This window comes from Kocuria himachalensis (assembly GCF_054784195.1).
This window is the reverse complement of sequence record NZ_BAAGPL010000006.1, coordinates 21,813-46,471: the sequence shown is the minus strand read 5'-3', so window position 1 is coordinate 46,471 and position 24,659 is coordinate 21,813. Positions and strand designations below refer to the sequence as shown.

Sequence of the window (24,659 nt, the reverse complement as noted above, 5' to 3'; positions counted from 1 at the left end):
ACGGGAGGGGAGCGGGCCTGACGCACGGCGTCATGACGGGCCCGGAGGAGGACCGCGGTGCTCAGCCCCGCAGCCGGTTCAGCGCCTCGTCCTGGTCCAGGATGTCCTGGCGCATCTCGTCCTCGAGGAACGCCAGCAGCGCCCGGGACAGGTCCGTGTTCTCGGAGGCCACGGCGTCCCTGGCCACCGCGGCCCGGAAGTTGTGGGCGAACGCGTCCACCGCGGTCTGGGACACGCAGCTGTGCGTGGAGATCCCGCACAGCATCAAATGGGTGGCGCCCAGGTTGCGCAGCCGGGCCGCGAGGTCGGTGTCGAAGAACGCGCTGTCCCGGGTCTTGACGAGCCCCGTCCCGCCCTCGGTGTCGAGGCCGGCCACGTATTCGGACTGCTCCGTGCCGGGGAACGCGAAGCCCTGCCCGTCGTCGTGCATGTTGACGGTCCACGTCGAGCGGTCCCGCTCGTGCTGGGTGCGGATCAGCAGGATCGGGCAGCCGCCTTCGCGGGCCGCCGCGATCAGCTCGTTGACCTTCTCCGTCACGGACTCCCGCTGCTCCTCGAGCTCGGGGAAGTCGAAGTACGAGTTCTGCATGTCGATGACGAGCAGGGCGGTGCGGCCCTGCCCCGAGTTCTGGGTCATGGCGTCCTCTCCGGTGCGGGGAGATCCCGAGAGGAGCTCCCGTGGGCAACGATCTGATCAGTGAACTTACTACCAATGGGGTCGCGGTTCCACCCGTCCGGGGCTCCGGTAGCCTGAAGCGCATGGCTTATCACGCGGACGCCCTCGAGCTCGAGGGCAAGGAGATCCTCACCTGGGAGCGCTTCGGTGAGGCGACCCAGGAGCTCGCCCAGAGCGTCGTGGACAGCGGCTTCCTGCCGGACATCATCATCGCCGTGGCCCGCGGGGGCCTGCTCCCGGCCGGGGCGCTGTCCTACGCGATGGGGGTCAAGCTCTCCGACGCCATCAACGTGGAGTTCTACACGGACGTCCACCAGACCCTGCCGGACCCCGTGCTGCTCGCCCCGATGCTGGACACCGAGTCCATCGCGGGCCGGAAGCTGCTCGTCGTCGACGACGTGGCCGACTCCGGGCGGACCCTCGCCCTGGTGCTGGAGCTGCTGCGCGGCCTGGGCGCCGAGGCACGCTCCGCCGTCATCTACGGCAAGCCCCGCTCCGTGATCCGCCCCGACTACCTGTGGAAGGCCACCGACGACTGGATCGTCTTCCCGTGGTCGGCCGCCCCACCGGTCACCGCCGGGTCCTGACCTCGTCCGGGCCGCGCCTCTCGCCGGGGACGCGCTCGGTCAGCGCAGCGCCGCGCGCACGCCGGGTCGGCTCGCCGCGACGAGCCACACGATGTTGACCGCCACCAGGGCGGTGGTGCTCAGCCCGGGCAGCAGGTGCCCGCCCAGGAGGAACACCGCCAGGTCGAAGAGGTCGCCGAGCACGGCCAGTGAGCAGAAGACGAGGCCGAGGATCCAGCCCCACTGCAGCTGCTCCCGCAGCGGGAACCAGACGAGCGCGTAGAGCGCCGTCGTCAGCACCACGCCGAAGAGCGCGAGCACGGCGGCCAGACCGCCTCCGGGCAGCCCCGGGACCCGCACCAGATCCTCCATGCCGGGCAGGAGCGTGCTGGGGCCCGCGACGACCTGCACGAACGTGTCCGCCACGCTCACCCCGAGCGAGAGCAGCGTCAGCCGCAGCAGCATTCGCAGCTGGGCGGTCATCGGCGGCCGGGGCGGGACCATCCCGGGGCCTGGCACGTTCGGCACTCCCGGTCCGCCGGGGAACTGCGGGGGCGGCCCGCCGCCCGGACGGTGCGGGCCGCCGGGACCGTGCGGGTGCTGGCTCATGGCCGGTGCCTCCTGGCGCGTGCGGGGTGTGCTCACCGCCGAACCTACCGCCCCCGGGGTCCGCCCGGCACGGGTTTCCACGGAGGCCTTCCACGAGCGCCTTCTGCGGGGGCGTCTCCTGCGACGTGGATCACCCGGGGTAGGGTGGCACGGTAGGCACCGACGGCGCGACCGCTCGTCGGTCGTGCGCGCCACCGCGACGACCGACCAGCCAGGAGCAGCCGCGACATGACGACTCAGCACGACCGCACCGCCGCCCCCGACCGTCACCGCGCCGAGGTGATCGACGCGCCGCTGCGTGCGGACGTCCGCCGCATCACCACCCTGCTGGGGGAGACCCTGGCCCGCCAGCGCGGCGAGGAGCTGCTGGAGCTGGTCGAGCAGGTCCGCCGGCTCACCAAGGACGCGAAGGACGCCAAGGCCTCCGGGGCCGACGACGCCGCGGGCCAGGTCCGCGACCTGCTCGGCTCCCTGCCCCTCGACCGGGCGACGGACCTGGTGCGGGCCTTCGCCCACTACTTCCACCTGGCCAACGCGGCCGAGCAGGTGCACCGCGTGCGCGTGCTCGGCCGCCGCTCGGAGGACGAGGGGTGGCTCGCCGCGGCCGTCACCGACGTCGTCGCCGAGGCCGGTCCCGACGCCCTGCGGGAGGCCGTGGGCAGCCTGGACGTCCGGCCGGTGTTCACCGCCCACCCCACCGAGGCCTCCCGGCGCTCCGTGCTGACCAAGATCCGGCACCTCTCCGACATCCTGGCCCGCGAGACGCCCGAGGGCTCCGCCGCGCGCCGCAGCCAGGACCGGCGCCTCGCCGAGCTGATCGAGCTCCTGTGGCAGACCGACGAGCTGCGCCAGAACCGGCCCACCCCGCTCGACGAGGCCCGCAACGCCCTGTACTACCTGCGGGAGGTCCTCATCGAGACCATGCCCGTGCTGCTCGCGGACCTCGAGGACCAGCTCTCGCAGCACGACGTGCACCTGCCGGCCGGCCCCCCGCCGCTGCGCTTCGGGTCCTGGATCGGCGGGGACCGGGACGGCAATCCCAACGTCACCCCCGAGATGACCCGCCGGGTCCTCCAGCTGCAGGGGCAGGCGGCCGTCGACATCGCCCTGAGCTTCCTGGACGTGCTGGTCTCCCGGCTGTCCCCCTCCACCGCGATCGTCGAGGTGGACCCCGAGCTCCGGGAGTCCGTGGAGCGGGACGTGGCACACCTGCCCGGACTGGACCCGCGGGTCCTGGAGCTCAACGCGCAGGAGCCGTACCGGCTCAAGCTCACCTGCATCAAGGCCAAACTGATCAACACCCGCCGCCGGTTCGCGGAGGAGACCGTCCACGAACCGGGCCGGGACTACCGGACCACCGCCGAGCTCGTGGCGGACCTCGACGTGGTGGCCCGCTCGCTGCGGCACCACGCGGGCGCGCTCGCCGCCGACGGCTCGCTCGCCGCGGCGACCCGCACCATCGCCGGCTTCGGCCTGGGCCTGGCCACCCTGGACGTCCGCGAGCACGCCGACGCCCACCACGAGGCCGTGGGGCAGCTGCTCGACCGGCTGGGGGAGCTGGATCAGCCCTACGCGGACATGGACCGCGCCGCGCGCGCCGCGGTGCTCGCCGGGGAGCTCGCCGGTCGTCGTCCGCTCGCCCCGCCGGGGCTGTCCACGGGTGCCGTGCAGCTCGAGGGTGACGCGGACCGGACGTTCGCCGTCTTCCGGGAGATCGCCCGGGCCCAGGAGACCTACGGCGAGGAGATCGTCGAGACCTACATCGTGTCCATGACCCGCGACGCGGACGACATCCTGGCCCCCGTGATCCTCGCCCGCGAGGCCGGGCTGGTGGACCTCACCGGCGCGCAGGACCGCGCCACCCTCGGCTTCGCACCGCTGCTGGAGACCGTCCAGGAGCTGCGCCGCTCCGCGGAGGTCATCGACGAGCTACTCTCCGACCCGGCCTACCGCCGGGTGGTCGCCGCGCGCGGGAACGTCCAGGAGGTCATGCTCGGCTACTCCGACTCCAACAAGGAGTCCGGGGTGATGACCAGCCGGTGGGAGATCCACCGGACCGAGCGCCTGCTGCGCGACGTCGCCGCCCGGCACGGCGTGCGGCTGAGGCTCTTCCACGGCCGCGGCGGGTCCGTGGGCCGCGGCGGCGGGCCGACCCACGACGCGATCCTCGCCCAGCCCAGCGGTGTGCTGGCCGGCGAGATCAAGTTCACCGAGCAGGGCGAGGTGATCAGCGACAAGTTCTCCCTCCCCGCCCTGGCCCGCGAGAACCTGGAGCTGTCCCTGGCCGCCGTGCTGCGCGCCACGGCGCTGCACCAGGACCCGCGCTCCACCGAGGAGGAGCTGGACCGGTGGGGGGAGGTCATGGACGTGGTCAGCGACGCCGCCTTCGCCGCCTACACGGGCCTGGTGGAGGACCCCGACCTGCCGGAGTACTTCCTGTCCGCCACCCCGGTGGAGCAGCTGGGTGCGCTGAACATCGGCTCCCGCCCGGCCAAGCGCCCGTCGTCGGACAAGGGCCTGTCCGGGCTGCGGGCCATCCCGTGGGTCTTCGGCTGGACGCAGTCCCGCCAGATCGTGCCGGGCTGGTTCGGGGTGGGCTCGGGCCTGCGGGCCGCCCGCGAGGCGGGGATGGAGGAGGACCTGCGCACCATGCTGGAGCGCTGGCACTTCTTCCGCTCCGTGATCTCCAACGTGGAGATGACCGTGGCGAAGACCGACCTGGAGATCGCCGCCCACTACGTCCGGGCGCTCGTGCCCGAGCGGCTCCAGCACGTGTTCGAGGCGATCCGCCGCGAGTACGAGCTCACCCTCGACGAGCTCGCCCGGCTCACCGGGCAGGCGGAGCTGCTGGACGGCAACCCCACCCTGAAGCAGACCCTCGAGGTGCGGGACCAGTACCTCGACCCCATCTCCTACCTGCAGGTCGAGCTGCTCCGCCGGATCCGGGAGCAGGACGCCGAGGGCCAGGAGGTCGACGAGGGCCTGCAACGCGCCCTGCTCATCACCATCAACGGGGTGGCCGCCGGCCTGCGCAACACCGGCTGACCGGCCGGGAGGCAGTCCGCGCGGTCTTCCCTGGGTCTCCGCGGGGTGCCACAGTGGCGGCATGAGGAAGCACGACCGCGGCCTGCTCCTGACGCTCAGCAGCACGCTGGTGGCGCCGCGTGACCGGGTCTTCCGTGCGTTGACCGATCCGGGCGACCTGGCGAGGTGGTGGGGGCCCCACGGGTTCACGATGCCCGGGGCCGAACTCGACCTTCGGGTGGGAGGTGGTTACCGCCTCTCCATGCAACCGCCCGAAGGGGACCTGTTCCACCTCTCGGGCGAGTTCCTCGAGATCGACCCGCCGGCGCGCCTGGCCTACACCTTCCGCTGGGAAGAGCCCACGGCGGACGACCAGGAGACGATCGTCCGCCTGTCCCTGGACGCCCGAGGCCGTGCGACGGAGGTCTCCCCGACCCAGGGGCCCTTCGCGACCGCGGAGCGGCTGGAACTGCACCGCCGCGGCTGGACGGACAGCTTCGACAGGCTGCGGGGACACCTCGGGCCCGGCTCCTAGTCCCTTCCGGGTGGTGGCGGCCACTCGGCTGCGGGAGCCCTCGACGACCACCACGGCCCGGGACCCCGGCTGCCGGGACACCGCTGCTCCGCGTCCCGGCAGCCGGGGTCCCGAGCGCTCAGGGGACGGGGAGGAGCAGGGCGAGGGCCCCCAGCACGGACAGGCCCGCCCGGAGGTGGTTGGCCCGCGTCCACGGCCGCGCGTACCCGGACCACGCCGCGGTCCGGTGATCGGTGCGTGCGAACCTGGTGTTCAGCGGGACGTTGACCGCCATGGTCAGGACCCAGCCCGCGAGGGAGGCCAGGCCGCCCAGCACGCGGACCGGCGCACCGGGCTCGGACACACCGGCGCCGACCACGGCGAGACAGGCGAGGGCGGTGCCGAAGAACAGCACCAGGAACGGCGCCCCGCCCGCAGCCCGGTTGACGGCGATCATCGCAGAGGCCGCCTCCCCGGCGGGGCGGCGCCGCAGCGCCGGCATCACTACCAGGGAGAACGCCAGGTAGAACCCGCCGACGAGGCCCGAGCCGACTCCGGCGGCGAGCACCAGCCACGCTTCCACGATCCGAGTATCAGTCGCCGATGGCGTCACGGCCGCGGCGCACGATCAGCGGGTCCGCCGGATGGACCACCGACGGGTCCTTGTCCTCGTAGTCGAACTGGTCCAGGAAGAAGCGCAGCGCGTTGATCCTCGCCCGCTTCTTGTCGTTGGACTTCACGGTGGTCCACGGGGCGTGGTCGGTGTCCGTGCGCAGGAACATCTCCTCCTTCGCCTCGGTGTAGTCCTCCCACCGGTCCAGGGAGGCCAGGTCCTGCGGGGAGAGCTTCCACCGGCGCACCGGATCGATCTGACGGATCGCGAACCGGGTGCGCTGCTCCTGCTGGGTCACGGAGAACCAGAGCTTGGTGAGGTGGATGCCCGAGTCCACGAGCATCTTCTCGAACACCGGGGCCTGGTCCATGAACCAGGCGTAGTCCTGCGGGGTGCAGAAGCCCATCACGGGTTCCACCACCGCGCGGTTGTACCAGGAGCGGTCGAAGAGCACCATCTCCCCGGCGGTGGGCAGGTGGCGGATGTAGCGCTGGAAGTACCACTGCCCGGCCTCGCGGTCCGAGGGCTTGGTCAGAGCCACCACCCGGGCGGCGCGCGGGTTGAGGTACTCGGTGAACCGCTTGATGGTCCCGCCCTTGCCGGCGGCGTCCCGGCCCTCGAACACGATGACGTGCTGGAGGTCGTGGTCCTGGCCCCAGTACTGGAACTTCAGCAGCTCGATCTGGAGCTGGTACTTCTCGAGCTCGTACTCCTCCCGGCTCATCAGCTCGTCGTAGGGGTGGTCCTCCCGCCAGGTCTCCACCGCCGAGCCGCCGGGGTCGATCAGCGCGGGGTCCTCCTCGTGCCCGTGGGGCACGGTGTAGCCCATCTGCGTGAGGTGGTCGATGAACTCCCGCAGGTTCTCCCGCACCGACCACTGATCGGTGGGCATCCACTGCCGTTTTCCGTCGGGCATCGGCCGTTCCTCTCCGGTCAGGGTCTCTTCAGCGCAGTGTAGGCGTGGTCATCCTGACCTGCTCGGGCGGCGGGCTCATGACCTCCCGGTGAACACCAGGAGGTCGGTCCGGTCGCCCCGCCGGTCCGTGTTCCCGCGGCGGGACAGGAGCAGGGCACGGCGAGCGCTCCCGGGCGGAGCCGCCCGTGGGGGCGTCTACAGGGCCTCGTCCGCGGGGCCGTCGATGCCGACGCTGACGTCATGGCTGACGGCCGTTCCGTGCTCCACCGTCCGCGAGACCGTGCAGTACTTGTCGTGGGAGAGGGTGACGAGGCGCTCGACCATGCCGGCCGCCTTGCGACCGGGCGCGTCGTCGGGGAAGGAGAGGTGGAACGAGAGGTGCAGGTCCTCGAGGCGGTTCGCGCCGTTCTCCTCGAAGATCTTCTGTCCCGTGGCCTCGACCCGGAACTCCGAGGGTTCCGCGCTGCGGGAGGTCGCGATGTCCACGTCGACGGACGAGCACCCGGCGATGGCGGCCAGCAGGAGCTCCACGGGAGACAGCAGGCCCTCGCCCCGGCCGAAGGCGATCTCGGCCCCCTCGGAGTTGCGGGCGGTGTAGTGGCCGGTGGCGGTGCGGGTCAGCTCGACGGAGCGTGGTGTGGGGTCGTTGATCTCACTCATGACCCCATGATGCCAACCACGCTCCCGCGGGCGGACGGATGCCGAGAGCGATCCGCGCGGCGGGCCACCTGATCGGGGCTTCCCGCCACGGCGGGGGCACGGGCCCAGCCCGGGGTTGCTGCCAGGAGACCGGGGAAGACTGGCGTGGCGGCCAGGTCGTGCGGAAGGGCTTCCGTGCCGCCGCGGCCCCGAGGTGCCGCGAGGGTGCCCGGCAGGCAACCGCTGACTGGGTCGGTGCGGAACAGCCGGGCGGCGGCACCGGTCATCGCGGCGTCCCGAGGCGGTGGCGGAACGCCCGGCGGTCCACCACGAGCCGGTCCGGCAGCACCGCACCGCGGCTGGTTGTGCTCGCGTCGGGCATCCGATGGGATGCGAGACGTCTCGTCGGGCAAATTTGCGCGCGCGTGTTTCCGGGGTTCGGCCTGTCTCGCATCCTTGTGCTTTATGCGTGCCCCTAGAATCAGATACTCAACCTGTGTTGCGAGACAGATGGGGTGAACGTGGGGAAGTTGATCGGGTACGCGAGGGTGTCGACGCGGCAGCAAGACGCAGACCGTCAAGTGCATGACTTGCTGAGCGCCGGCGTGCGGCGCGATGACATCTACGTGGACAGTGGAGTGTCCGGAGGTCGCGCGTCCCGTCCGCAGTTCGACAAGGCCGTGGCCGCGCTCGAGCCGGGCGACACGCTGGTCATCACCACGCTGGACCGTCTGGGGCGGTCGACGCAGAACATGCTTGCCTTCGCCGAAGCACTGCGGGAGAGAGGTGCCGGGTTGCGGGTGCTGAATCTTGGTGGGGGAGACGTGGACACCGCCACCCCGATGGGCTCGATGGTGTTCACCGTGATGGCCGCTCTGGCGCAGATGGAGCTGGAGATCAAGCGGGAGCGGATCACCGACTCGGTGGCCAAGCGGCGGGCCGCCGGCAAGGACCTCGGCGGGCGCAGGCAGACCTTCACCGACTCCCAGATCCGCAACGCGCTGCGGCTGATCGATTCCGGGGAGCCGGCCACCCAGGTGGCACGGGACCTGGGGATGTCGCGGGCCACCCTCTACCGACGCATCCGGGAACTGCCCATGCCGACAGTCTGAGGGTGGCGGGCGCGGGCGGTTGTGGTGTTCACCGACGGGGTCTATCCATGGTGAACACGGCTGTGAGCACATGGCGGCGCCGGGTGGCAACGTCGCGCATGAGGGCCGGGGCGTCCTCGAACGCCTCGACGTCGGTGATCAGGTGCTCCCGCACATCGTCCGCGTGGGCCGTGAGTAGTCGCACGGTCTCCGCCGAGAGCCGGTGCCGGTCCCACTCGTGGCCTAGTCCGCGCGGCACGCGCCCGATCTGCGCGCAGCGCAGGCTGAGCCCGTTGTGGTGGAACTCCTCGCCCAGGCGCACGGCGTCCGCGCCCTCCGTGTAGAAAGCGAGATCGATCACCGATCCTTGCGGGCGCACGGCGCGCAGGGCCGCGTGCAGGGCCCCGGGCTTGGCCCGGCACTGGAACACGACGTCGGCGCCGTGGTCCCCCGGCCCATGCCGCCAGCGGGTCTTCAGGGTCCGGCCGGGGTCGTCGTCGAGGTTCAGCGAGAAGAAGCCGAGCCGCTCTGCCAGTGCACGTCGGCGGGGGTCGGCGTCGGCCACGGCGACCTCCCGCGCGCCCAGGAAGCGGGCGAACAGCGCGGTGACGAGCCCGACGGGCCCGGCGCCGGTGACGAGGACCAGCCGGCCGGCCACGCCGTCCCCCAGCGAAGTCACCGGCCCGGTGTCCGCTGCCGCGTGCAGCAGGCCGTTGGCGCAGATGGGGCCGAACTGGGCTACGAAGACGCCCAGGAGAGGGTCGAGGTCTTCCGGCAGCGGCACCAGGTGCTCGATCAGCGGGTCCGCCACGTGGGCGGTGGCGTGGCCGTAGGCGGTGGCCAGGACGTCCCCGGCCCGGAAGGCGGGCGTGCGGGTCTCGGCGACCCGGGCGACCTCCATATAGCCCAGCCGGCGCACCGGGTAGCCCTGCTCGGGCACGCCCGGGTGGAAGAGGCCGAGCTCGGTGTCGTGCCGGGAGTGCAGCCCGGGGTGGTCGCCCTTGACGAAGGCCAGCTCCGTGCCCGCCGACAGCCCCGTAGCGAGCGTCTCCAGCAGCAGGCCGCCGTCGGGGACGTCCGGGAGCTCCTCGTCGACAATCTCGATCCGCCCGCGGGCCGGGACCACGAGGTTGCGGCGCGGGGTCACGGCGACGGCTCCAGCCGCACGGGGGAGCGCGTGCGGGCCGACTCGGCGATCGCGCAGCCCAGCCGGTGGGTGCGCAGGGCCTCGGCGTAGGGCGCCCGCGTCGACTCCCGTTCGCCGCGCACCGCCTCGAGGAACTCCCGGTTCACGGCGATCCGTGGGCTCTCAGCAGGGCTGTGGTCAGTGCGCGCCGCGCCTTCGAACGCCGTGAGCCCGTCCTCGGACAGCTCCAGGTACAGGCCCCGGCTGACCGTGTGCAGGGCCGCCCGGTGCTTGGCCGCGAGCACCGAGGTGGCGGCGAGTGTGGCGATCGCCCCGGAGGCGAAACGCACGGTAGCGGCGGTGGCGTCGTCGATGTCGCCGTGGTCCTGCGGGGCACCGTCGGGAGCCTTGCGCACCCCGGCGGCGTAGACCTCGACGGCTTCCCCGAGGAGGAAACGGGCGGTGTCCAGCACGTGGGTGAGCTGTTCAACGACCTGGCCACCGGACCGGTCGGTGCGCGCCCACCACGGAGCGGGTGGGCGCTTGTCCAGCCAGTACCCGTTGGCCAGCAGCGGGGGCGCGTCCGCGAGCAGCTCCCTGGCGCGGTCGGTCGTGTCCAGGGACCGCCAGTGATAGCCCGTGCCCGTCACGACGCCGGCGTCCTCCACCAGCGCCCCGATCTGCTCGGCGATCTCCAGTCCCAGGCCCACGGGCTTCTCCACGAACAGCGGTATCTCTCGTCTGAGCGTTGCCAGCTCCGCGGGGCCGTGGGCGAACGGGGGCACGCAGACGTAGACGGCGTCCACCTCCACCGCGTCGAGGGCCTCGTCGGGGTCCGTGAAGGAGGCCGCGCCCAGCTCGGCGGCCAGGGTCGCGGCGGCGGGTTCGTGCGCGTCGGTGACACTCACGACGCGGGCCCCGCCGATGCGGTGCAGGGCCTCGGCGTGGCGCCGGCCCATCAGGCCGGCGCCAACGACGGCAATGCGCAGCGTCATGAGAGGTTCTCCTTCAGTCGGGTGTGCAGGTCCAGGTGCTGCCGCGCCATGCCGGCCGGCGTCCACTGCTCGGCGGCCTCCCGGCACGCCGGCGGGCCGAAGCCGTCCGATCTGCTCAGGGAGCCCATGAACCCGTCGGCGGCGGCCAGGAAGCCGGTCCGCCCATGGTCGGACAAGGAAGGGCAACACGCCCCTCCCGGGCACCGGATCGGAGAGGGCCTTGTTACCGGGGACGTTGCCGTATGTGGGGAGGATCGTGCCCTGACGGAACACCCGGACCCCGAGCCAGCTGGCGCGGCGGTGCCGTCGGTGGAGCGGAAACCGATGAGGACCAGACCGGCGATGAGTGGCACGCAGTCCAGGGGACCGGCTCGCAATGCCGCGACGATGTGACCAACGGTGGCAGTTTCGGGGCGGGCCGGCAGGACCAGGCTCAGCGTGCGGTGCTGTTCATGGCGCACCAGCCACTCCGGCGAGCCCAGGGGTGCGTTGTCGTTGCGGGCGGCCAACCGCTTGTGGACGTCCTCGCGCATCGGTCCCTCTTCCCGCCGAGCCGGCTGCCCACGGGTGCACCATCGTGGATTCCCACCGGACACTACCGGCGGTTCCAACCCCGAGGAAGTATGTGTCACGGCCGCCTAGGAATACCACGACATTCCTACCGCGCTTCCTTCGGTGCAGGTGTGTTGACCGAGGGTCGACGGTACGGTGAGTCACATGTTGGACGCCGCGGCGAGGGGGCCGTTTTCGGGACCACGCGCTTCCCCGGGCGCCAGTGTCCTGGGGAAGGACGCCGGTGGGGTCCGTCAGTCCATCTGCTTGTACACCCGCTCGGCGAACCCTTCCGGGATGGGCATGCACATGCTCGACCTCATCGAAGGACTGGCCGGGCAGATGGACGTGTGGGTGCTGTGCCGCACCAGTGACCGCGCCCGCTGGCTGTTCGAGGAGGCCGCCGCCCGCGGAGCCCGCACGGTGGCGCTGCCCAGTCCGCACGATCCCACCTACCCGGAGGTGATCAGCAACTTCCTGTCGGCTCATCCGATGGACATCTTCCACTGCCACGCCGGCTGGGGCTGGGAGGACCCGGACGGGCTGCGTCTGGCGAGGGCCGCCGGAGTGCCGGCGGTGATCATCACCCACCACCAGCCCTTTCTCATTCACAGTCGCGCCAAGGCCGAGCAACTGGTCAAGAACACGTCGTTCGCCCATTGGCGGATCGCCGTGTCCCAGGGGCTCCGGGACACCTACACCGCACGAGGGGTGAGCGAGGAGCACTTCGTGACGGTGCTCAACGGGATCCGACCTCGCCGGGACGCCCCGGGGCGGGCCACGGCCAGAGCAGCGCTGCAGCTGCAACCGGAGCATCTCGTCGTGCTGTCGACCGGCCGGCTCACGCTCATGAAAGGGCAGCGATACCTGATCGAAGCCACTGCTGTGCTTAAACCGAACTATCCGAAGCTGCAGGTGGTGATCCTAGGGGAGGGCGATCTGCGCCGGGAGCTCGAGGCCTTGGTGGTCGAACGCGACCTGACCGGCACGGTGCACCTCCCGGGCCACCGAGCCGACGCCCGCTTGCTCCTGAACGCCGCCGACGTGTTCGTCCTGCCCTCACGCGCGGAGGGAATGCCGCTGGCCTTGATCGAGGCGATGGAGGCCGGCCTGCCGGTAGTGGCCACCCGGGTGATCGGCTCGACCGAGGTCGTGGCCCATGACCAAACCGGGCTTCTCGTGCCCACCGAGAACGCCCAGCGACTGGCCGCGGCACTGGCACAGCTGCTGGACGACGGCCAAAAGCGCGCCCAGTACGGTCAAGCCGGGCGCCGACGATACCTGGACGAGTTCACCGTCGACTGCATGGTGACCCGCACACGGGCCGTCTACGACGCGGCCTCCATGGTGCGGTGAAGGCGAACAGGAACGAGCGCGTGCTCTTCCCCGGCCTCGACGGGCTGTGCCGCTGGCTGGGCCGCTACTACGAGGCGCCCCGAGCAGGGCGCGGAAAACCGTGCCGACTCTGATGAAGATCGCCGGTAACTGTCGCCGAGGCCTCCTACCGTGATCCACCGATGAGCACCAAGGACCAGACCCCATGTAACCCCGACCTCGCAACGCAATGTGGCAGTCGTCTCCGAGAATCGACGCCCGTGGGATGAGTCGTATCTCAGAGCCGCGCCCATGCATGATGCGTTGAGGAGATGAAGGTGCCCTGCACAGAAGGATCAGAGTGTATCTGCACGGCCGACAGGACTGCTGGGACCTGAGGTAACTGTAGGATCCGCCGCGTTGCAGCAGAGGTTCGTCTTTGATGATGCACCGCAGGGGGTGTTGCGTCCGTGCCCGCACCCATCAGTGTCCTTGCTGTCGGGTCGGTGCCTGTCTACGGTGAGGACAGGCGTTCTCAGCGCATCCCTTCGGCCCGCGCCCGGGGTTGGCGGGAGGCCACCGGGACAGGAGTGTTGATCATGAAGCTCAAGCCCATCGCCGAGCAGGTCGTCGTCGTACTGGGAGCCTCCAGCGGCATCGGGAGGGAGTCCGCGCTGCGCCTGGCCGAGAAGGGTGCGAAGCTCGTCGTGGCCGCCCGCAGTGAAGCCGGTCTGCAGTCATTGGTGGAGGAGATCACCGAGCGCGGTGGGCAGGGCGCCTATGTCGTGTGCGACGTCGCCGACCACGACCAGGTCCGGGCCGTCGCCGAGACCGCTGTGGCGACCTTCGGGCGCATCGACACCTGGGTCAGCGTCGCCGCCGTGCTCGTCCATGCTCCTTTCGAGCAGACCCTGCCCGAGGAGTTCCGCCGCCTGATGGAGATCAACTATCTGGGGCAGGTGCATGGGGCCCTGGTCGCCTTGCCGCACTTGCGCCAGGCCGGAGGTGGGGCGCTGATCGCCATCTCCTCGGTGGAGTCGACAGTGGCCCTGCCGCGGCACAGCGCCTACAGTGCCTCCAAGCACGCGGTGGAAGGGATGATCGACGGGCTGCGCCGGGACCTGATGGCCGAGGGAGCACCGATCTCGGTGACCAGCATCAAACCGGGGACCATCAACACCCCGTTCTTCACCAGCGCGGCCCACACGATGGACGTCGAACCCACGGGTCCACCGCCGATCTACCAGCCCTCGGTGGTGGCCGAGTGCGTGCTCTACGCCGCCGAGCACCCGGTGCGGGATCTCTACGCCGGTGGGGGCGGGCGCATGATGGCCTGCACGCAGATGCTCTCCCCACGTCTGATGGACACCCTGCTGGCCAGGGCCGTTCCCCTGGAGGCCACCACCATCCCCGCCCCGGGCGGTGCCCCCGGAACGCTCTACGCCCCACGGACCGAGGACAACCGCACCGAGGGCGACTTCAGCGCCCGCGCCCGCAGCTTCAGCACCTACACCTGGCTACAGACCCATCCGCGGGCCAAGTCATTGCTGGCCGTTGGCGCGCTGGCCACTGTCGCCGCCGCACTCTCTCGCCGGGACGGCACCGGGTCGAATCGCTGACCGCCCCCCCGGCTCGACATGTCCTCCTCGAGGTCGCCCGGAGTGATGCCGGGGGAGAGCGTGTCCAGTTACGCGGATACGGAGGAAACTGATGGGTCATCAACACAACCGTGCTGCGCTGTCGGCGCGTCCTGACGATGCGTTGGTCGCCGCCCCGGCCGTTGCAGGGATGCACAGCCTCGAGGTGGACGAACAACGGGACTCTGTGCTCTGTGTGCCCTCTTCGCCCCGGGCAGGCCAGCCGGCACCGCTGCTGGTAGCGCTGCACGGGGCGGGCGGCCTTCCCGAGGGGACTTTATCCGTCCTACAGGCAGTCGCCGATCAGTACGCCGTCGTCGTCCTGGCCCCGGTGTCGCGGGGATCGACCTGGGACGGGATCCGCAACGGCTACGGCCCGGACGTCGAGGTCATCGACCGCTCGTTGCGCCGCGCGTTCGAAGTGGTCCTGATAGATCAGGCACGGATCGGCATCGCCGGATTCTCCGACGGTGCCTCCTACGCCCTGGGGCTGGGATTGGCCAACGGTGACCTGTTCAGTCACGTCATCGCCTTCTCCCCGGGTTTCGTGCCTTCCGCCGCCCGAGTGGGACGTCCTCGGATCTTCATCTCCCACGGCGTGACAGATCGGATCCTGCCCATCGACCGCACCAGCAGACACATCGTGCCGACATTGCAGCAGGATGGGTACGACGTCACCTATCTCGAGTTCGACGGAGCCCACACTGTTCCTCTCGACATTGCGCTTCAGGCTGCGGAATGGCTGGGCTGGAGCAACCTTCTTCCCGGATGACCATCGGTGGGGCGCGGACGGCCGGGCTTGGCCAGTCTCTCGTTCCCGCCGTGCGGCAGTGGTGTCCGCGTGGCCGCCTTCCACCCCGGCGTCCACCGACGTTCGCCGCACGGCGAGGTGGAGCTGCGGTGGCGGAGCGCTGACAGCGACCCCCACAGTGAACGGCTCCCCGCGGGCAGCCGCGGGGAGCCGTTCACCGTGACCTCTCACTCAGCGTGACGCCTGAGGTCACCGGCCCGGTATCAGGCGCGGGTCCGGTCGGCGGTCCGGGCGCGGGCTCGGCGGTCCAGGAAGGACAGGGCCACCATGGTCACGCCCAGGAGCAGGTGCAACCCGTCGTCGGCGGTGTTCACCGGAACGAAGTTCGCCCCGGACTCCTTGTCGATGAGCAACCCGTAGAGCCACAGCAGCAGGTACACCGCCCCACCCCAGCGCAGGAAGTTCCGCGCCCCCGAGACGCTCCGGGCCAGCGCGATCCCGGCGGCTCCGTAGAGCAGGTGCACGAGGTTGTGCAGGATCGAGACCTGGAAGACGCCCATCAGCATGGCCTCGGAGTGGTGGCCGGCGAACTGCATCGTGTCGTAGTTGCTGGTGATGCCGGGGATGAAACCGGCGACCCCCACGAGCAGGAAGACGACCCCGTAGAGCAGGCACGCTGTCCGAACGAGAGAGCGGCGGGTCGTGCTTTCCTCGGGTCGAGCGACTGGAGTGGGCATGGTCGTTCCTTTCCTCGGTTGCGCATGGGTCGAAACGGCACACCCCGCGGGGCGAATCCTCCTGAAGAATCGGTGGGCCAGGACCGTGTTCGAGCCGGGTGGCGTCCAGGCGGTGGAACCGGTCCGATGCGCCTGGGGCCCGTGGGGGGAGGGAAGTTCGCTGGTCGGTCGTGGCTGGGTCAGGGCGAAATGCACCGGCCGGGCGGGGTGCCCCGGCTCGTCGTGCTCGACCTCCCAGAACAGCAGGTCCAGTGCGGGGCCCTTGAAGTGCTTGATCGAGGTGAGGTCGATGACGACCTCGGTGTCACAGGTGAGCCTCCGCACGCGACGGATCAACGGGTACAGGGCCCGTTGATTCGTCTCGGTGAGGTGCCCGGCGGTCATCAGACGCACCCGTCGTTCATCCGGGTCGATCTCGACGAGAACGGACAGTTGAGGTTCCACGACGCGGGCTCCTGGGCCACGAGAGGATCGTGGCCGACTGCTGGACCTCCTACCAGGCTAGGCCGCTCCTCGGGTGCTGACCAGGTGTCCGACGGTCTCGCTTCCCGGTGGGTCGGCGAGGGAGCCGGTGTGGAAGGCGCTCGGTGGTGATTGCTAGGTTGGCCCCATGCAACGGCACCGCTCCCAGGGCGCCGATCCGTGGCCGGCCGGGCCGGTGCTGCCCACGCCTTACCTTATGGAGCAGTCGTGGTCTGATGCGGTCATCCTGCACTGGCGCATCCCCGCCTCCGTGGCGGCACCGTACATGCCCTCCGGTGTGGAGCCCGACGTGTTCGACGGGTCCACCTGGGTGGGATTGATCGGTTTCCGGATGAGCGAAACGCATCTCGGGGCGGCCCTGCCGGTGCCCTACCTCGGGACCTTCACCGAGGTCAACGTGCGCCTGTACTCCCGTGCAGTGGACGGCTCGCGCGGGGTGGTGTTCCTGTCCCTGGACGCCCCACGGCTCCCCGTGGTCCTGGCGGCCCGCGCGGCCAGCATTCCCTACGTGTGGTCGCGATGCCGGACCACCGTCACGGGCGGCTCGGCCCCGGTCTACGGGTACGACGTCGAACGCTGCCACCGGCAGGCGGGGTCCTCGTTCGCCGTCCGCCCGGACCGCAGCCTGCAGGCCGATGACGAGCTGTCGTCGGAACTCACCGTCCGTCACTGGATGCACACCCGCTTCGCCGGCCGGACCGTTCTCCTGCCCGTATCCCATCGGCCGTGGCCGTTGCACCCGGGCGAGCTGACCCATCTCGACGACAGGCTGCTCGGCGCGGCCGGCCTGGATGTGACCGGTCTCCCAGAGTCGGTGCTGTTCTCACCCGGTGTGCAGACACTGTTCGGCAGACCCCGGATCGTGCCAGCACCCTAAACCGCCCTAGCCCGGATCAGGCGACGGGTAAGGGGAGGGTCACCGGAACGTCGTTAGGCCTTTTTGCCTGTCCGTAGGCGGACAGAAGGGCTGGCTTCGCGATAGGTGTGAACGAACGCCGCCGGGACGGGCCGCCGGCACAGGAGAAGACCTGCTCATCGCACCATCATCGGAGGTGCTCAACAGAGCAGACAGAGCAGAACCGGAGATGGTGAATCGATCCGGATCTCGCCCTGCGGCAGCCGGCGTCAAGGGAACCTGCAGCCCTCCGTCACCTATCGGTGCTGCTGTCCCAGGTGCGCCAGCGACAGGGGCGCTGGGACGGCGGTTGACTGCTGACTTGCCCCGCTGCTGTAGGAGTCACGTCCTGCTTCCGGGGGCGGAGGGAGGACCGCTGGCCGGTGGGGGCTCGGGCAGAACGAAACGCACCGGATGGGTGAGATGGATCGGCTGGTAGTGCTCGACCTCCCAGCACAACAGATCCAGCGCTGCGATCTCGAGATGCTCGACCGCGCTCAGATCGATGACAACCTCAGTCGCGGTGGCGAGGGTGTAGGCCCGGTGGATCGAGGGATACAGCATCTGTTGGTTGCTCTCGGTCAGACGCCCGGTGGTCACCAGGCGGACCTGTTGTTCGTCCGGGGTGACGTCAAAGCGCACGGAAAGCTCCAGCTTCACCACAGGGCTCCTGAGCCTCGGAAGGTTCGTGGCCGACTGCTGGACCTTCTCCTAGGCTAGACGGCTGACCTGCGGCTGACCAGGCGCCCAGCCGCTTCATCTACCGAAGGGGCGGGGCAGACATCATCCATGATGGAGGAGCCACGGATAGGAGCACTGGTCGATGGGCTGTCCTGTCAGCACGTGGTGTGGAGCATTTGGAACACTGTTTTTCACCCCTGGAGGTGCGCACCATGGTGTGCTTGGCGCATCTCGTCCAGGCCCCGGGATGACAACCATCAGGAAGGTTGCTGCGGGAGGGGCACCAGGAAGAGCTGTCCTTCTCCTACCGCCGTCAGTGCGTGTTCGGTGATGGACAGGTGCGACAGCGCTGTTCCCAATGTCAGGGCAGCCACGGTGCTCATGCTGCCGGGATCCCAGATCCTCACGGTGCCGTCGAGGTGACTGGTGGCCAGCCAGGTACCGCCGGGGGAGACGGCCATCGCGGTCACCTCGTACGGGTCGCCGGGGAGGGTGTGGATGACGGTGCCGGTGGCTGGGTCCCAGACTCTCACGGTGCCGTCGAGGTGGCTGGTAACCAGCCAGGCGCCGTCACTGGGGGCCACCATCGCGCTCACCTGCCCGGTGGGGACAGTGTGGGTGACGGTGCCCGTGACAGGGTCCCAGATGGTGAGGGTGCCGTCGACATGGCTGGTGGCCAGCCAGGCACCGTTGTCGGGAGCCACCATGGTGGTCAGACGGCTGGTGGAAGCGGCGCGGATCACGGTGCTGGTGGCCGGGTGGCAGATCGTGAGGGCGCCGTTGATGTGACCGGCAGCCAGCCACGTGCCCGTGGCCGGAGTGACCATGGCAGTCACCCGGTGGGCCGGGACGGACAGGGTGCGGGTCGGGGCGCCGGTGGCCGGGTCCCACAGTGTCACGGTGCGGTCGCTGTTGCCGGTGGTGGCCAGCCAGGCGCCGCCGGCCGGGGTCACCATGGCGCTGACCCACTGGGTGTGGGCGGAGAAAGCATGGGTCGGGGTGCCGGTAGAAGGGTCCCAGACCGTCACGGTGCCGTCGATGTACCCGGTGGTGGCCAGCCAGGCACCGTCGACCGGGGCCGCCACCGCGCTCACCCACTCCGCGTGACCGGGAAGGACACAGGCCGGAGTGCCAGTGGCCGGGTCCCTCACCGTCACGGTGCCGTCGGTGTACCCGGTGGTGGCCAGCCAGGCACCGTCGGCCGGTGCCAGTAGGGTCCGTGCTCCGCACATCAGGCCCCAGGCAACTACAGTCCTGGGGGCTTGCATCACCACCCTGTGCTCAGCCGCACGAGCCAGGACACGAGCGGCGGGCGTATCGGCCCCGCGCAAGGTCTCCCCGGAGGGGCGGGCCTGAGGCAGGGCGGTCATGGGGTGGCGCCTAGGGGATCAGGGACGAGGTCCGGGTGGGGCGAGAGGCTGGGGTAGTCGGCTGTCACGAGTTCACGGGCGGGCGGCACCGGAGTCTCGCCGCCCCGGGCTGCGCTGGTCCGCCTGGTCACCGGGACCCAGGGTAGGTCCTGGGCGCGCCGGTAGCGTAGCGCCCCCGGCACCCCGCCCTTGGCTCCCAGCGGGGTGCCACGGGCGAAGTCGGCCCACAACAGGCGGATTTGGCGGCCGTGGGCCTCGATCTCCTCCCACGCAGCACCGGCGACGAGCCCGGTGCCGGCCCAGGTGTGCTCATGACCGAACAGCAGCGGAAGGTCGATGGCGTGGGCCGCCCCGTACGGATTGCCCGCAGCGGCCCAGGAGATCTGGTAGGTGTGGGCGGTGCCTCCGGCGCGGGTGTGGCGGGTGGCGAAGCGGCGGATCGCGGTGGAGTACACGGCTGCGGTCACGTGCGACACCACAGCACGACGGATCAGCGGCCCGAGCACCGGCAGGCGGACCCACCGTTGCAGGCGGGGAGCTGCCGGGACGTGCAGTCGTGCTTCTTCGGTGGTGTGACCGATGAGGACGTCGATGTGCGGGGCCACCCGGTCCCAGGCCGCCTCGATCTCCTCCTCCTCCGGCAGGGGGTGGTGGCCGTACTGGGTGCCGAAGGCCATCGCGCCCATCAGCCCGAAGGGCGCGGCGTGGGCGGCGACCTCGGCTTGGAGGGCCACGACCTCTTCGGCCGGTGTCTCGGCGGTGACGACTTCGGCCGCGGCCACCATGACTTCGTTCATCTTCGCCCGCCCGCGGGTGATCCCCAGTGGGGGGCTCTGGAGAATGGCGCGGCGGAACAGCGAGGCGGCTTCGGGGGTGGCCATGAGGTGGGCTACCGCATCGGCCCCGGCGGATTGGCCGAATGCGGTGACGTTGTTCGGGTCGCCGCCGAAGGCGGTGATGTTGCGCTGCACCCAGCGGAAGGCCTCGATCTGGTCGAGCAGCCCGAGGTTGGCCGGGCGGTGGTGGCCTGAGCCGAGGTAGCCGAACAGCCCGAGTCGGTAGGTGACGGTCACGACTACCACGCGTTGTTCGGCGACGAGCCGGGCCGGGTCCATGATGGGTGCGTCTCCGGCGCCGGTGGTGTAGGAGCCGCCGTGGATCCAGACCATCACCGGTAGCTTCTCCCCGGGGGCCAGATCGTGGGGCAGGGTCACCGACAGCCGCTGGCAGTGCTCGTCGCGCGGCAGGGCCCCCATGGCCCCGCCGAGGACCTCCTCGAGGAAGGGGGACCGGACCTGCGGGCAGGCCGGGGCCGGGGCCGTGGCGTCGAGAGGCTCCGTCCAGTCGGTTGCTGGGGCGGGGGCGGTGAATCGGCCGGCCGTGGCATAGGGGATCCCGGTCGCCCGGATCACCTCACCGTCGGCCCAGCCGTGCACCGGGCCGCAGGGCGGAGCAAATATGAGCGTGGTTGTCATGGTTCCTGTTCTTAATGGGCGGGGTAGGGGAAGTAAAGGCTGCAGAAGGCGGAGCCTGGCCGTCGCACCCGGGGACACCACTGGCGAGCAGAGTACTCGCCCTCGGGCGTCATTGAGGAGGGCCGGGCAGGTGATATCGCAGCTCGGTGTCCTGGGTGGGGACCATGCGGCGATAGCCGTCCAGGGCTTCACGGATCCACACCACACCCAGGGAGGGGGCCGTTTCGTCCACGGTGCCCACGCACTGCCTCTGCCCGTGGTGCCAGACCTCGATCTGCTCCCCGGGTCGCAACCGGTCCAGGTCCTGGATGGGGGTCTCGGCCTCACGGAGGGCGTGGCCGTTCAGGGCGTTCTTCCTGGCGCGGGACGGGCCGTCACTGGGTTTCCCGGCCTGGCGGGGTGTGGTTGCCGCGGATTGTCCGGTCCGGGCGGTGTCGGCGCGATCACCTGGCTCCGGCATCAGCGGCGTCGTCGCTGGCCAGCCGGCCGTGGCAGCTCCCCGGTACGCACATGATGCGTTGGGCCGAGGCTCGACCCGGGGCGCGGGACCGGTGGGGGCCAGGAGCGCCTGGCAAGTGTCGAGCTCGGCGGCCAGCTCCTGGGCCCGGTCCAAGGTCATGGGATGGGCCCCGGCGGGGTCGGTGCGGTACTCGCGGTCGAGCTGACGCGTGATCCTGGAATGCAGCACGAGCAGCTCGACCAGCTCCAGCTCCGCCAGGGCGGAGGGAAACGGGTCGGCCGGGGCCAAATACGTGCTCGAAATCTTCCGGGCCGGCGGCAACGGAGCCGACCGCGGGCGGGCTGATGTGCCGATGGGCGTCTTTGTGAGCCGGCTCATGCGACGGGCCGCGCCGAGGCTGCACCGGCATCCAGGTTGGGCCCGGCCGGCACGGAAGGTACACGGTGCATGGGGCAGCTCCTTACCACGAGGATCGACGTGGCCGGCTGCTGGACCTCACCCCAGATTAGAGGCGTAGAGGAGTCCTGACCAGGGATTTGCATGGTTTGCACCGCTGGCGCCGGAAGCGGGGGAACGAATCCGGTCTCGGGTCGGCAGGGGTCCGCACCATTTCCCCACGGCGCCGTTGATGGTGCTGCGCGACCCCTCGCCGTCCCCAGGTGGATGCCAATGTCGCGGTGGGAAGTAGCCGGTTCAGGTGGCGCCTTGGTCCTGGGCCTTCCCGGGAGGTTATTCTTCGGGGCCGGTGTCGGCGCCGTGGAGCAGGTCCCGGGTGTAGGGCAGCAGGGGCTGGTGGTGGGTCTCGAGCAGGTGGTTGGCGGCGTGGATGAGGATGTCGCGTTGGAAGGCCGGTAGGTGCAGGCACTGATGCAGGTAGGCCTCGATCTCGAACTGTTCCACGCTCCCGCCCTGCCCGCGGTAACCCGACCACAGGGCTTCCAGGGTGAACCGCTCACGATCCATGGCCTCGATCAGCAGCCAGGCCTGGGTGGACCCGGCGGTGGTGTCGTCCATCTGCTCCTCCCTCGATGTCGGCTCGAGCTTCTGTGCTGGGTCTTACCGGGTGGTGTGTCCGGTGCCGTGGTGTCCCAGGTCCTCCCACAGGTGGGCCAGGGTGGCGGCCCCGGCGCTCAGCAGGTCGGTGCGCACGCTCTCGTCGCTGTCGTGCCAGTTGTCCTCGACCAGCCCGGTGCCGAAGAACACCACCGGCGCCTCCAACGTGGTGGCCAGCAGCTCGGCCGGCCCGCCCCCGGCGTTGCCCATCCGCCCGACCTGACCCACGCCGAAGCCGGCGGCCATGGCCCGCTCCAGGGCCCCGAGGACCGGGGTGTCGGGGGTGCGGTAGGCCTCCTGGGCGGTCTCGACCGAGATCGACAACTCGTACCCGTAGCCGTCCCCGACCCGCTCGCCCACCCAGCGGCGCAATTGCTCGGCCACCTCGTGCACCTTCTGCCCGACCACGGTGCGGATGCTCAGGTCCATGGCCGCCATCGAGGGAATCGCCGCCCGCGAGACCCCGACCGGGTCCCCGGCGACCAGTGCGATGACTTCCAGAGCGGGGCGTTCCCACAGCCTCTCCAGCACGGTGTAGCCGGCTTCCCCACCGATGCTGCGGGTGTGGGAACGGGCCAGCCAGTCGGCCTCGTCGAAGGGCAGCGCGGCCAGCTCCGCCCGGCGGGCGGCGGTGATCTCGGCGACGGTGTCGTAGAAGCCGGGCAGGGTGATCCTCCCCTGGGCGTCATGGAGCTGGGCCAGCAACCGGGCCAGCTCCAGGGCCGGGTTGGGGGCGACCCCGGAGACGGCCCCGCTGTGGATATCGGTGTAGGGGCCGTGCACCTCCAGGTGCGCCCCGAGCATCCCGCGCACCCCGGTGCACAGTCCCGGGTGGTCGGCGCGCCACAGCAGGGTGTCGGAGAAGACCACCACGTCCGCGGCCAGCTCCTGGGCGTGGTCCTGGATCGGCCGGGCCAGGCCGGGGGAGCCGGCCTCCTCCTCGCCTTCGATGAGGACCTTGAGGTTCACCGCCGGGACCTCGCGCCCGGTGGTCACCAGATGCGCCCGCACCCCCCACAGGTGGGCGGTGACCTGGCCCTTGGCGTCCGAGGTCCCGCGGCCGTAGAGCCGCCCGTCACGGGTCACCGGGTCGAAGGGGGAGGTCTGGTCCCAGTTCTGCTCCTTGACCGCGCGCACGTCGTGGTGGCTGTAGACCAGCACGGTCGGCGCCCCGGGGGAGGCGCACCAGGACCCGTAGACGGCCGGGCCCTGCACCCCGTCCCAGATCTCTGTGGTGGGGAACCCGATCTCGCGCAGCTGTCCGGCCAACCAGTGGGCCGACCGCACCAGGTGGTGGGCCCGTTCCGGGACCCCGGCCACCGAGGGGATCCGCACCCACTCCACCAACCCGGCCAGCAGCTGATCGACGTGGGCCCCCAGGTAGTCCTTGATGGCCTCATCAGCGGACATGGCCGGGTCCTCCCATGTCCTGTCCGGTCCACACGGTGCGGGGCCCCAGGGCGGCACCGGTCCGGGAGGAGGATACGGGTGGTCCCGGAACCACGAACCCCACCGGAGAGAGGGGCCCGTCGGGGTCGTGGTGGTCGATCTCCCACGCCAGCAGGTCCACCGCAGCCGTCTCTACCGGTTCGGCACCGGTGAGGTCCACTAGAGTCTGTGTGCCGGGGGTCAGGGCGCGCGCCCGACAGATCACCTGGTACAGCATCTGATAGTTGAACTCGGTGAGCTGCCCGGTGACGACCAGGCGCGCCCGGGAGCCGGCCGGGTCGTTCTCGGTGCGCACGTGCAGCTGCAGTTCCATGACGGTGGCTCCTTCGCCACGAGAGGGCCACGGCCCGCTGCTGGACCTCCTTCTCAGGCTACGGTCCCGCACCCGGGCCTGACCAGAGGCCACCGACCCGATCGCGGCGGGACCAGCGCCGTCATCGCCGGAGGCGATCCGGGCGGGGGTCTGGTCCGGTGGCACTGTCGAACAGCAGGGATCACCTGCCACCCCTCGGGGCCGGGGGCCGGGCGGTGGGTATCAACCAGGGCGGCGGCCACCACATCGGCCGGATCGTGACGGGCCGCGTAGGCCTCTGGTTGGTGCCGGGCCCCAGAGTCGTGGCACAGGATCTCGGCGACCACCGCCTCCACCGCCGCTTTCTCCTGTTGCTCGGCCAGCACCGGGCGCACCACCTGCACCAGGTGGGCGACCACATCCACGGCCGAGCACGGCGTCCCGGTAGCGGGATTCACCAGCTGGGCCTTCTCTCCGACACGGCCTCCGGGCATGGAGCGGGTGGTGTCGGCCTGGCTGATCATGCCGACCAGGTCGTGGCCGTCAATGGCGGGCAGGTGGCGAACCTGGTGGTCGGTCATCGTCCTGATCGCCTCGTCCACGCTGTTGTCGGCCCCGGTGGTCACCGGGTTGCCCTGGGCCAGCTCCCCGACCTTCACCGTGCGGGGGGTCCCCACCGGTGGCCAGGACGGCCGGCGTAACCCACCCCCAAATCTACCCTAACGTGAGGGTAGATTTGGG

25 protein-coding genes are annotated in these 24,659 nt (G+C 70.6%); 8 read left to right on the top strand and 17 right to left on the bottom strand.

Annotation, left to right across the window (positions count from 1 at the left end):
* Positions 1 to 61: 61 nt before the first annotated feature.
* Entirely contained in the window at positions 62 to 637 is a 576-nt protein-coding gene (locus ACYVM4_RS04660) for a cysteine hydrolase family protein (RefSeq protein WP_368822427.1), read from the bottom strand.
* 122 nt (positions 638 to 759) lie between these two features.
* Here ACYVM4_RS04660 and ACYVM4_RS04655 point away from each other — a divergent pair, with 122 nt between their 5' ends.
* Positions 760 to 1,263, top strand: a complete 504-nt coding sequence (locus tag ACYVM4_RS04655; RefSeq protein WP_368822428.1) for a phosphoribosyltransferase — start codon at positions 760 to 762, stop codon at positions 1,261 to 1,263.
* A gap of 39 nt (positions 1,264 to 1,302) precedes the next feature.
* Here the strand turns inward: ACYVM4_RS04655 and ACYVM4_RS04650 are convergent, their stop codons facing one another.
* Positions 1,303 to 1,851 (bottom strand): hypothetical protein, encoded by a 549-nt coding sequence (locus ACYVM4_RS04650; protein ID WP_460667786.1) that lies wholly within the window; start codon positions 1,849 to 1,851, stop codon positions 1,303 to 1,305.
* Between the two features lie 228 nt (positions 1,852 to 2,079).
* Between ACYVM4_RS04650 and ppc the strand changes: the two genes are divergently transcribed.
* Positions 2,080 to 4,896, top strand: coding sequence for a phosphoenolpyruvate carboxylase (gene ppc, locus ACYVM4_RS04645; protein WP_460667785.1), 2,817 nt, complete (start codon positions 2,080 to 2,082; stop codon positions 4,894 to 4,896).
* 61 nt (positions 4,897 to 4,957) lie between these two features.
* Positions 4,958 to 5,410: an SRPBCC family protein gene (locus ACYVM4_RS04640; protein ID WP_460667784.1), complete on the top strand. Its 453-nt coding sequence runs from the start codon at positions 4,958 to 4,960 to the stop codon at positions 5,408 to 5,410.
* 118 nt (positions 5,411 to 5,528) lie between these two features.
* Here ACYVM4_RS04640 and ACYVM4_RS04635 read toward each other — a convergent pair whose 3' ends face one another.
* The 3 genes from ACYVM4_RS04635 to ACYVM4_RS04625 form a co-directional block, all read right to left on the bottom strand.
* Positions 5,529 to 5,972, bottom strand: a complete 444-nt coding sequence (locus tag ACYVM4_RS04635) for an anthrone oxygenase family protein (protein ID WP_460667783.1) — start codon at positions 5,970 to 5,972, stop codon at positions 5,529 to 5,531.
* A gap of 10 nt (positions 5,973 to 5,982) precedes the next feature.
* Positions 5,983 to 6,918 (bottom strand): polyphosphate kinase 2, encoded by a 936-nt coding sequence (gene ppk2 / locus ACYVM4_RS04630; RefSeq protein WP_460667782.1) that lies wholly within the window; start codon positions 6,916 to 6,918, stop codon positions 5,983 to 5,985.
* A 195-nt stretch (positions 6,919 to 7,113) separates the two neighbouring features.
* A complete protein-coding gene (locus tag ACYVM4_RS04625) occupies positions 7,114 to 7,578 on the bottom strand; it encodes an OsmC family protein (RefSeq protein WP_368822436.1) in 465 nt (154 codons plus the stop codon).
* Positions 7,579 to 8,078: 500 nt separating this feature from the next.
* Here ACYVM4_RS04625 and ACYVM4_RS04620 point away from each other — a divergent pair, with 500 nt between their 5' ends.
* Positions 8,079 to 8,669, top strand: coding sequence for a recombinase family protein (locus ACYVM4_RS04620; protein ID WP_460667831.1), 591 nt, complete (start codon positions 8,079 to 8,081; stop codon positions 8,667 to 8,669).
* A 28-nt stretch (positions 8,670 to 8,697) separates the two neighbouring features.
* On the opposite strand, the gene ACYVM4_RS04615 is transcribed toward ACYVM4_RS04620, so the two are convergent.
* The 3 genes from ACYVM4_RS04615 to ACYVM4_RS04605 are packed head-to-tail and all read right to left on the bottom strand — an operon-like array spanning position 8,698 to position 10,945.
* Positions 8,698 to 9,795 carry a zinc-dependent alcohol dehydrogenase gene (locus tag ACYVM4_RS04615; RefSeq protein WP_460667781.1) on the bottom strand — a complete coding sequence of 366 codons (1,098 nt, stop codon included), beginning with the start codon at positions 9,793 to 9,795 and terminating at the stop codon, positions 8,698 to 8,700.
* A complete protein-coding gene (locus tag ACYVM4_RS04610) occupies positions 9,792 to 10,769 on the bottom strand; it encodes a Gfo/Idh/MocA family protein (protein ID WP_460667780.1) in 978 nt (325 codons plus the stop codon). Before ACYVM4_RS04610 ends, ACYVM4_RS04615 begins: the two co-directional genes overlap by 4 nt.
* Positions 10,766 to 10,945: a hypothetical protein gene (locus ACYVM4_RS04605; protein WP_460667779.1), complete on the bottom strand. Its 180-nt coding sequence runs from the start codon at positions 10,943 to 10,945 to the stop codon at positions 10,766 to 10,768. Before ACYVM4_RS04605 ends, ACYVM4_RS04610 begins: the two co-directional genes overlap by 4 nt.
* 541 nt (positions 10,946 to 11,486) lie before the next feature.
* On the opposite strand from ACYVM4_RS04605, the gene ACYVM4_RS04600 reads away from it, so the two are divergent.
* From ACYVM4_RS04600 to ACYVM4_RS04590, 3 genes are all read left to right on the top strand, one after another.
* Positions 11,487 to 12,677, top strand: a complete 1,191-nt coding sequence (locus ACYVM4_RS04600; RefSeq protein ID WP_460667778.1) for a glycosyltransferase family 4 protein — start codon at positions 11,487 to 11,489, stop codon at positions 12,675 to 12,677.
* 557 nt (positions 12,678 to 13,234) lie between these two features.
* Positions 13,235 to 14,254 (top strand): SDR family oxidoreductase, encoded by a 1,020-nt coding sequence (locus tag ACYVM4_RS04595; RefSeq protein WP_460667777.1) that lies wholly within the window; start codon positions 13,235 to 13,237, stop codon positions 14,252 to 14,254.
* Positions 14,255 to 14,345: 91 nt separating this feature from the next.
* Positions 14,346 to 15,044: an alpha/beta hydrolase gene (locus ACYVM4_RS04590; RefSeq protein WP_460667776.1), complete on the top strand. Its 699-nt coding sequence runs from the start codon at positions 14,346 to 14,348 to the stop codon at positions 15,042 to 15,044.
* Positions 15,045 to 15,286: 242 nt separating this feature from the next.
* On the opposite strand, the gene ACYVM4_RS04585 is transcribed toward ACYVM4_RS04590, so the two are convergent.
* Positions 15,287 to 15,760: a DUF4383 domain-containing protein gene (locus ACYVM4_RS04585; RefSeq protein WP_460667830.1), complete on the bottom strand. Its 474-nt coding sequence runs from the start codon at positions 15,758 to 15,760 to the stop codon at positions 15,287 to 15,289.
* A gap of 679 nt (positions 15,761 to 16,439) precedes the next feature.
* On the opposite strand from ACYVM4_RS04585, the gene ACYVM4_RS04580 reads away from it, so the two are divergent.
* Positions 16,440 to 17,120, top strand: a complete 681-nt coding sequence (locus ACYVM4_RS04580; protein WP_460667829.1) for a YqjF family protein — start codon at positions 16,440 to 16,442, stop codon at positions 17,118 to 17,120.
* Between the two features lie 360 nt (positions 17,121 to 17,480).
* Here the strand turns inward: ACYVM4_RS04580 and ACYVM4_RS04575 are convergent, their stop codons facing one another.
* The 8 genes from ACYVM4_RS04575 to ACYVM4_RS04540 all read right to left on the bottom strand — a co-directional run bounded on the left by ACYVM4_RS04575 (position 17,481) and on the right by ACYVM4_RS04540 (position 24,577).
* Complete coding sequence (locus tag ACYVM4_RS04575; RefSeq protein ID WP_460667775.1) at positions 17,481 to 17,801, bottom strand: hypothetical protein; 321 nt, start codon at positions 17,799 to 17,801, stop codon at positions 17,481 to 17,483.
* Positions 17,802 to 18,076: 275 nt separating this feature from the next.
* A complete protein-coding gene (locus ACYVM4_RS04570; RefSeq protein WP_460667774.1) occupies positions 18,077 to 19,051 on the bottom strand; it encodes a WD40 repeat domain-containing protein in 975 nt (324 codons plus the stop codon).
* A 134-nt stretch (positions 19,052 to 19,185) separates the two neighbouring features.
* Entirely contained in the window at positions 19,186 to 20,664 is a 1,479-nt protein-coding gene (locus ACYVM4_RS04565) for a carboxylesterase family protein (protein WP_460667773.1), read from the bottom strand.
* A gap of 109 nt (positions 20,665 to 20,773) precedes the next feature.
* Positions 20,774 to 21,412, bottom strand: coding sequence for a hypothetical protein (locus ACYVM4_RS04560; protein WP_460667772.1), 639 nt, complete (start codon positions 21,410 to 21,412; stop codon positions 20,774 to 20,776).
* A 441-nt stretch (positions 21,413 to 21,853) separates the two neighbouring features.
* The gene (locus ACYVM4_RS04555; RefSeq protein WP_460667771.1) at positions 21,854 to 22,138 is read right to left on the bottom strand and encodes a hypothetical protein; all 285 of its coding nucleotides are present in this window, start codon (positions 22,136 to 22,138) and stop codon (positions 21,854 to 21,856) included.
* A gap of 42 nt (positions 22,139 to 22,180) precedes the next feature.
* Positions 22,181 to 23,587, bottom strand: a complete 1,407-nt coding sequence (locus ACYVM4_RS04550; RefSeq protein WP_460667770.1) for a M20/M25/M40 family metallo-hydrolase — start codon at positions 23,585 to 23,587, stop codon at positions 22,181 to 22,183.
* Positions 23,577 to 23,939: a hypothetical protein gene (locus ACYVM4_RS04545; protein WP_460667769.1), complete on the bottom strand. Its 363-nt coding sequence runs from the start codon at positions 23,937 to 23,939 to the stop codon at positions 23,577 to 23,579. Before ACYVM4_RS04545 ends, ACYVM4_RS04550 begins: the two co-directional genes overlap by 11 nt.
* Before the next feature lie 53 nt (positions 23,940 to 23,992).
* On the bottom strand, positions 23,993 to 24,577 hold the full coding sequence (locus tag ACYVM4_RS04540; RefSeq protein ID WP_460667768.1) for a CBS domain-containing protein: 585 nt from the start codon (positions 24,575 to 24,577) through the stop codon (positions 23,993 to 23,995).
* Between the last annotated feature and the right edge of the window lie 82 nt (positions 24,578 to 24,659).

What these genes read in the sequence shown, in the direction of transcription:
- ACYVM4_RS04660 (WP_368822427.1), bottom strand. Translation starts at nt 637, where the DNA reads ATGACCCAGAACTCGGGGCAGGGCCGCACCGCCCTGCTCGTCATCGAC.
- ACYVM4_RS04655 (WP_368822428.1), top strand. Translation starts at nt 760, where the DNA reads ATGGCTTATCACGCGGACGCCCTCGAGCTCGAGGGCAAGGAGATCCTC.
- ACYVM4_RS04650 (WP_460667786.1), bottom strand. Translation starts at nt 1,851, where the DNA reads ATGAGCCAGCACCCGCACGGTCCCGGCGGCCCGCACCGTCCGGGCGGC.
- ppc (WP_460667785.1), top strand. Translation starts at nt 2,080, where the DNA reads ATGACGACTCAGCACGACCGCACCGCCGCCCCCGACCGTCACCGCGCC.
- ACYVM4_RS04640 (WP_460667784.1), top strand. Translation starts at nt 4,958, where the DNA reads ATGAGGAAGCACGACCGCGGCCTGCTCCTGACGCTCAGCAGCACGCTG.
- ppk2 (WP_460667782.1), bottom strand. Translation starts at nt 6,918, where the DNA reads ATGCCCGACGGAAAACGGCAGTGGATGCCCACCGATCAGTGGTCGGTG.
- ACYVM4_RS04625 (WP_368822436.1), bottom strand. Translation starts at nt 7,578, where the DNA reads ATGAGTGAGATCAACGACCCCACACCACGCTCCGTCGAGCTGACCCGC.
- ACYVM4_RS04610 (WP_460667780.1), bottom strand. Translation starts at nt 10,769, where the DNA reads ATGACGCTGCGCATTGCCGTCGTTGGCGCCGGCCTGATGGGCCGGCGC.
- ACYVM4_RS04600 (WP_460667778.1), top strand. Translation starts at nt 11,487, where the DNA reads ATGTTGGACGCCGCGGCGAGGGGGCCGTTTTCGGGACCACGCGCTTCC.
- ACYVM4_RS04595 (WP_460667777.1), top strand. Translation starts at nt 13,235, where the DNA reads ATGAAGCTCAAGCCCATCGCCGAGCAGGTCGTCGTCGTACTGGGAGCC.
- ACYVM4_RS04590 (WP_460667776.1), top strand. Translation starts at nt 14,346, where the DNA reads ATGGGTCATCAACACAACCGTGCTGCGCTGTCGGCGCGTCCTGACGAT.
- ACYVM4_RS04585 (WP_460667830.1), bottom strand. Translation starts at nt 15,760, where the DNA reads ATGCCCACTCCAGTCGCTCGACCCGAGGAAAGCACGACCCGCCGCTCT.
- ACYVM4_RS04580 (WP_460667829.1), top strand. Translation starts at nt 16,440, where the DNA reads ATGGAGCAGTCGTGGTCTGATGCGGTCATCCTGCACTGGCGCATCCCC.
- ACYVM4_RS04570 (WP_460667774.1), bottom strand. Translation starts at nt 19,051, where the DNA reads ATGTGCGGAGCACGGACCCTACTGGCACCGGCCGACGGTGCCTGGCTG.
- ACYVM4_RS04565 (WP_460667773.1), bottom strand. Translation starts at nt 20,664, where the DNA reads ATGACAACCACGCTCATATTTGCTCCGCCCTGCGGCCCGGTGCACGGC.
- ACYVM4_RS04555 (WP_460667771.1), bottom strand. Translation starts at nt 22,138, where the DNA reads ATGGACGACACCACCGCCGGGTCCACCCAGGCCTGGCTGCTGATCGAG.
- ACYVM4_RS04550 (WP_460667770.1), bottom strand. Translation starts at nt 23,587, where the DNA reads ATGTCCGCTGATGAGGCCATCAAGGACTACCTGGGGGCCCACGTCGAT.
- ACYVM4_RS04545 (WP_460667769.1), bottom strand. Translation starts at nt 23,939, where the DNA reads ATGGAACTGCAGCTGCACGTGCGCACCGAGAACGACCCGGCCGGCTCC.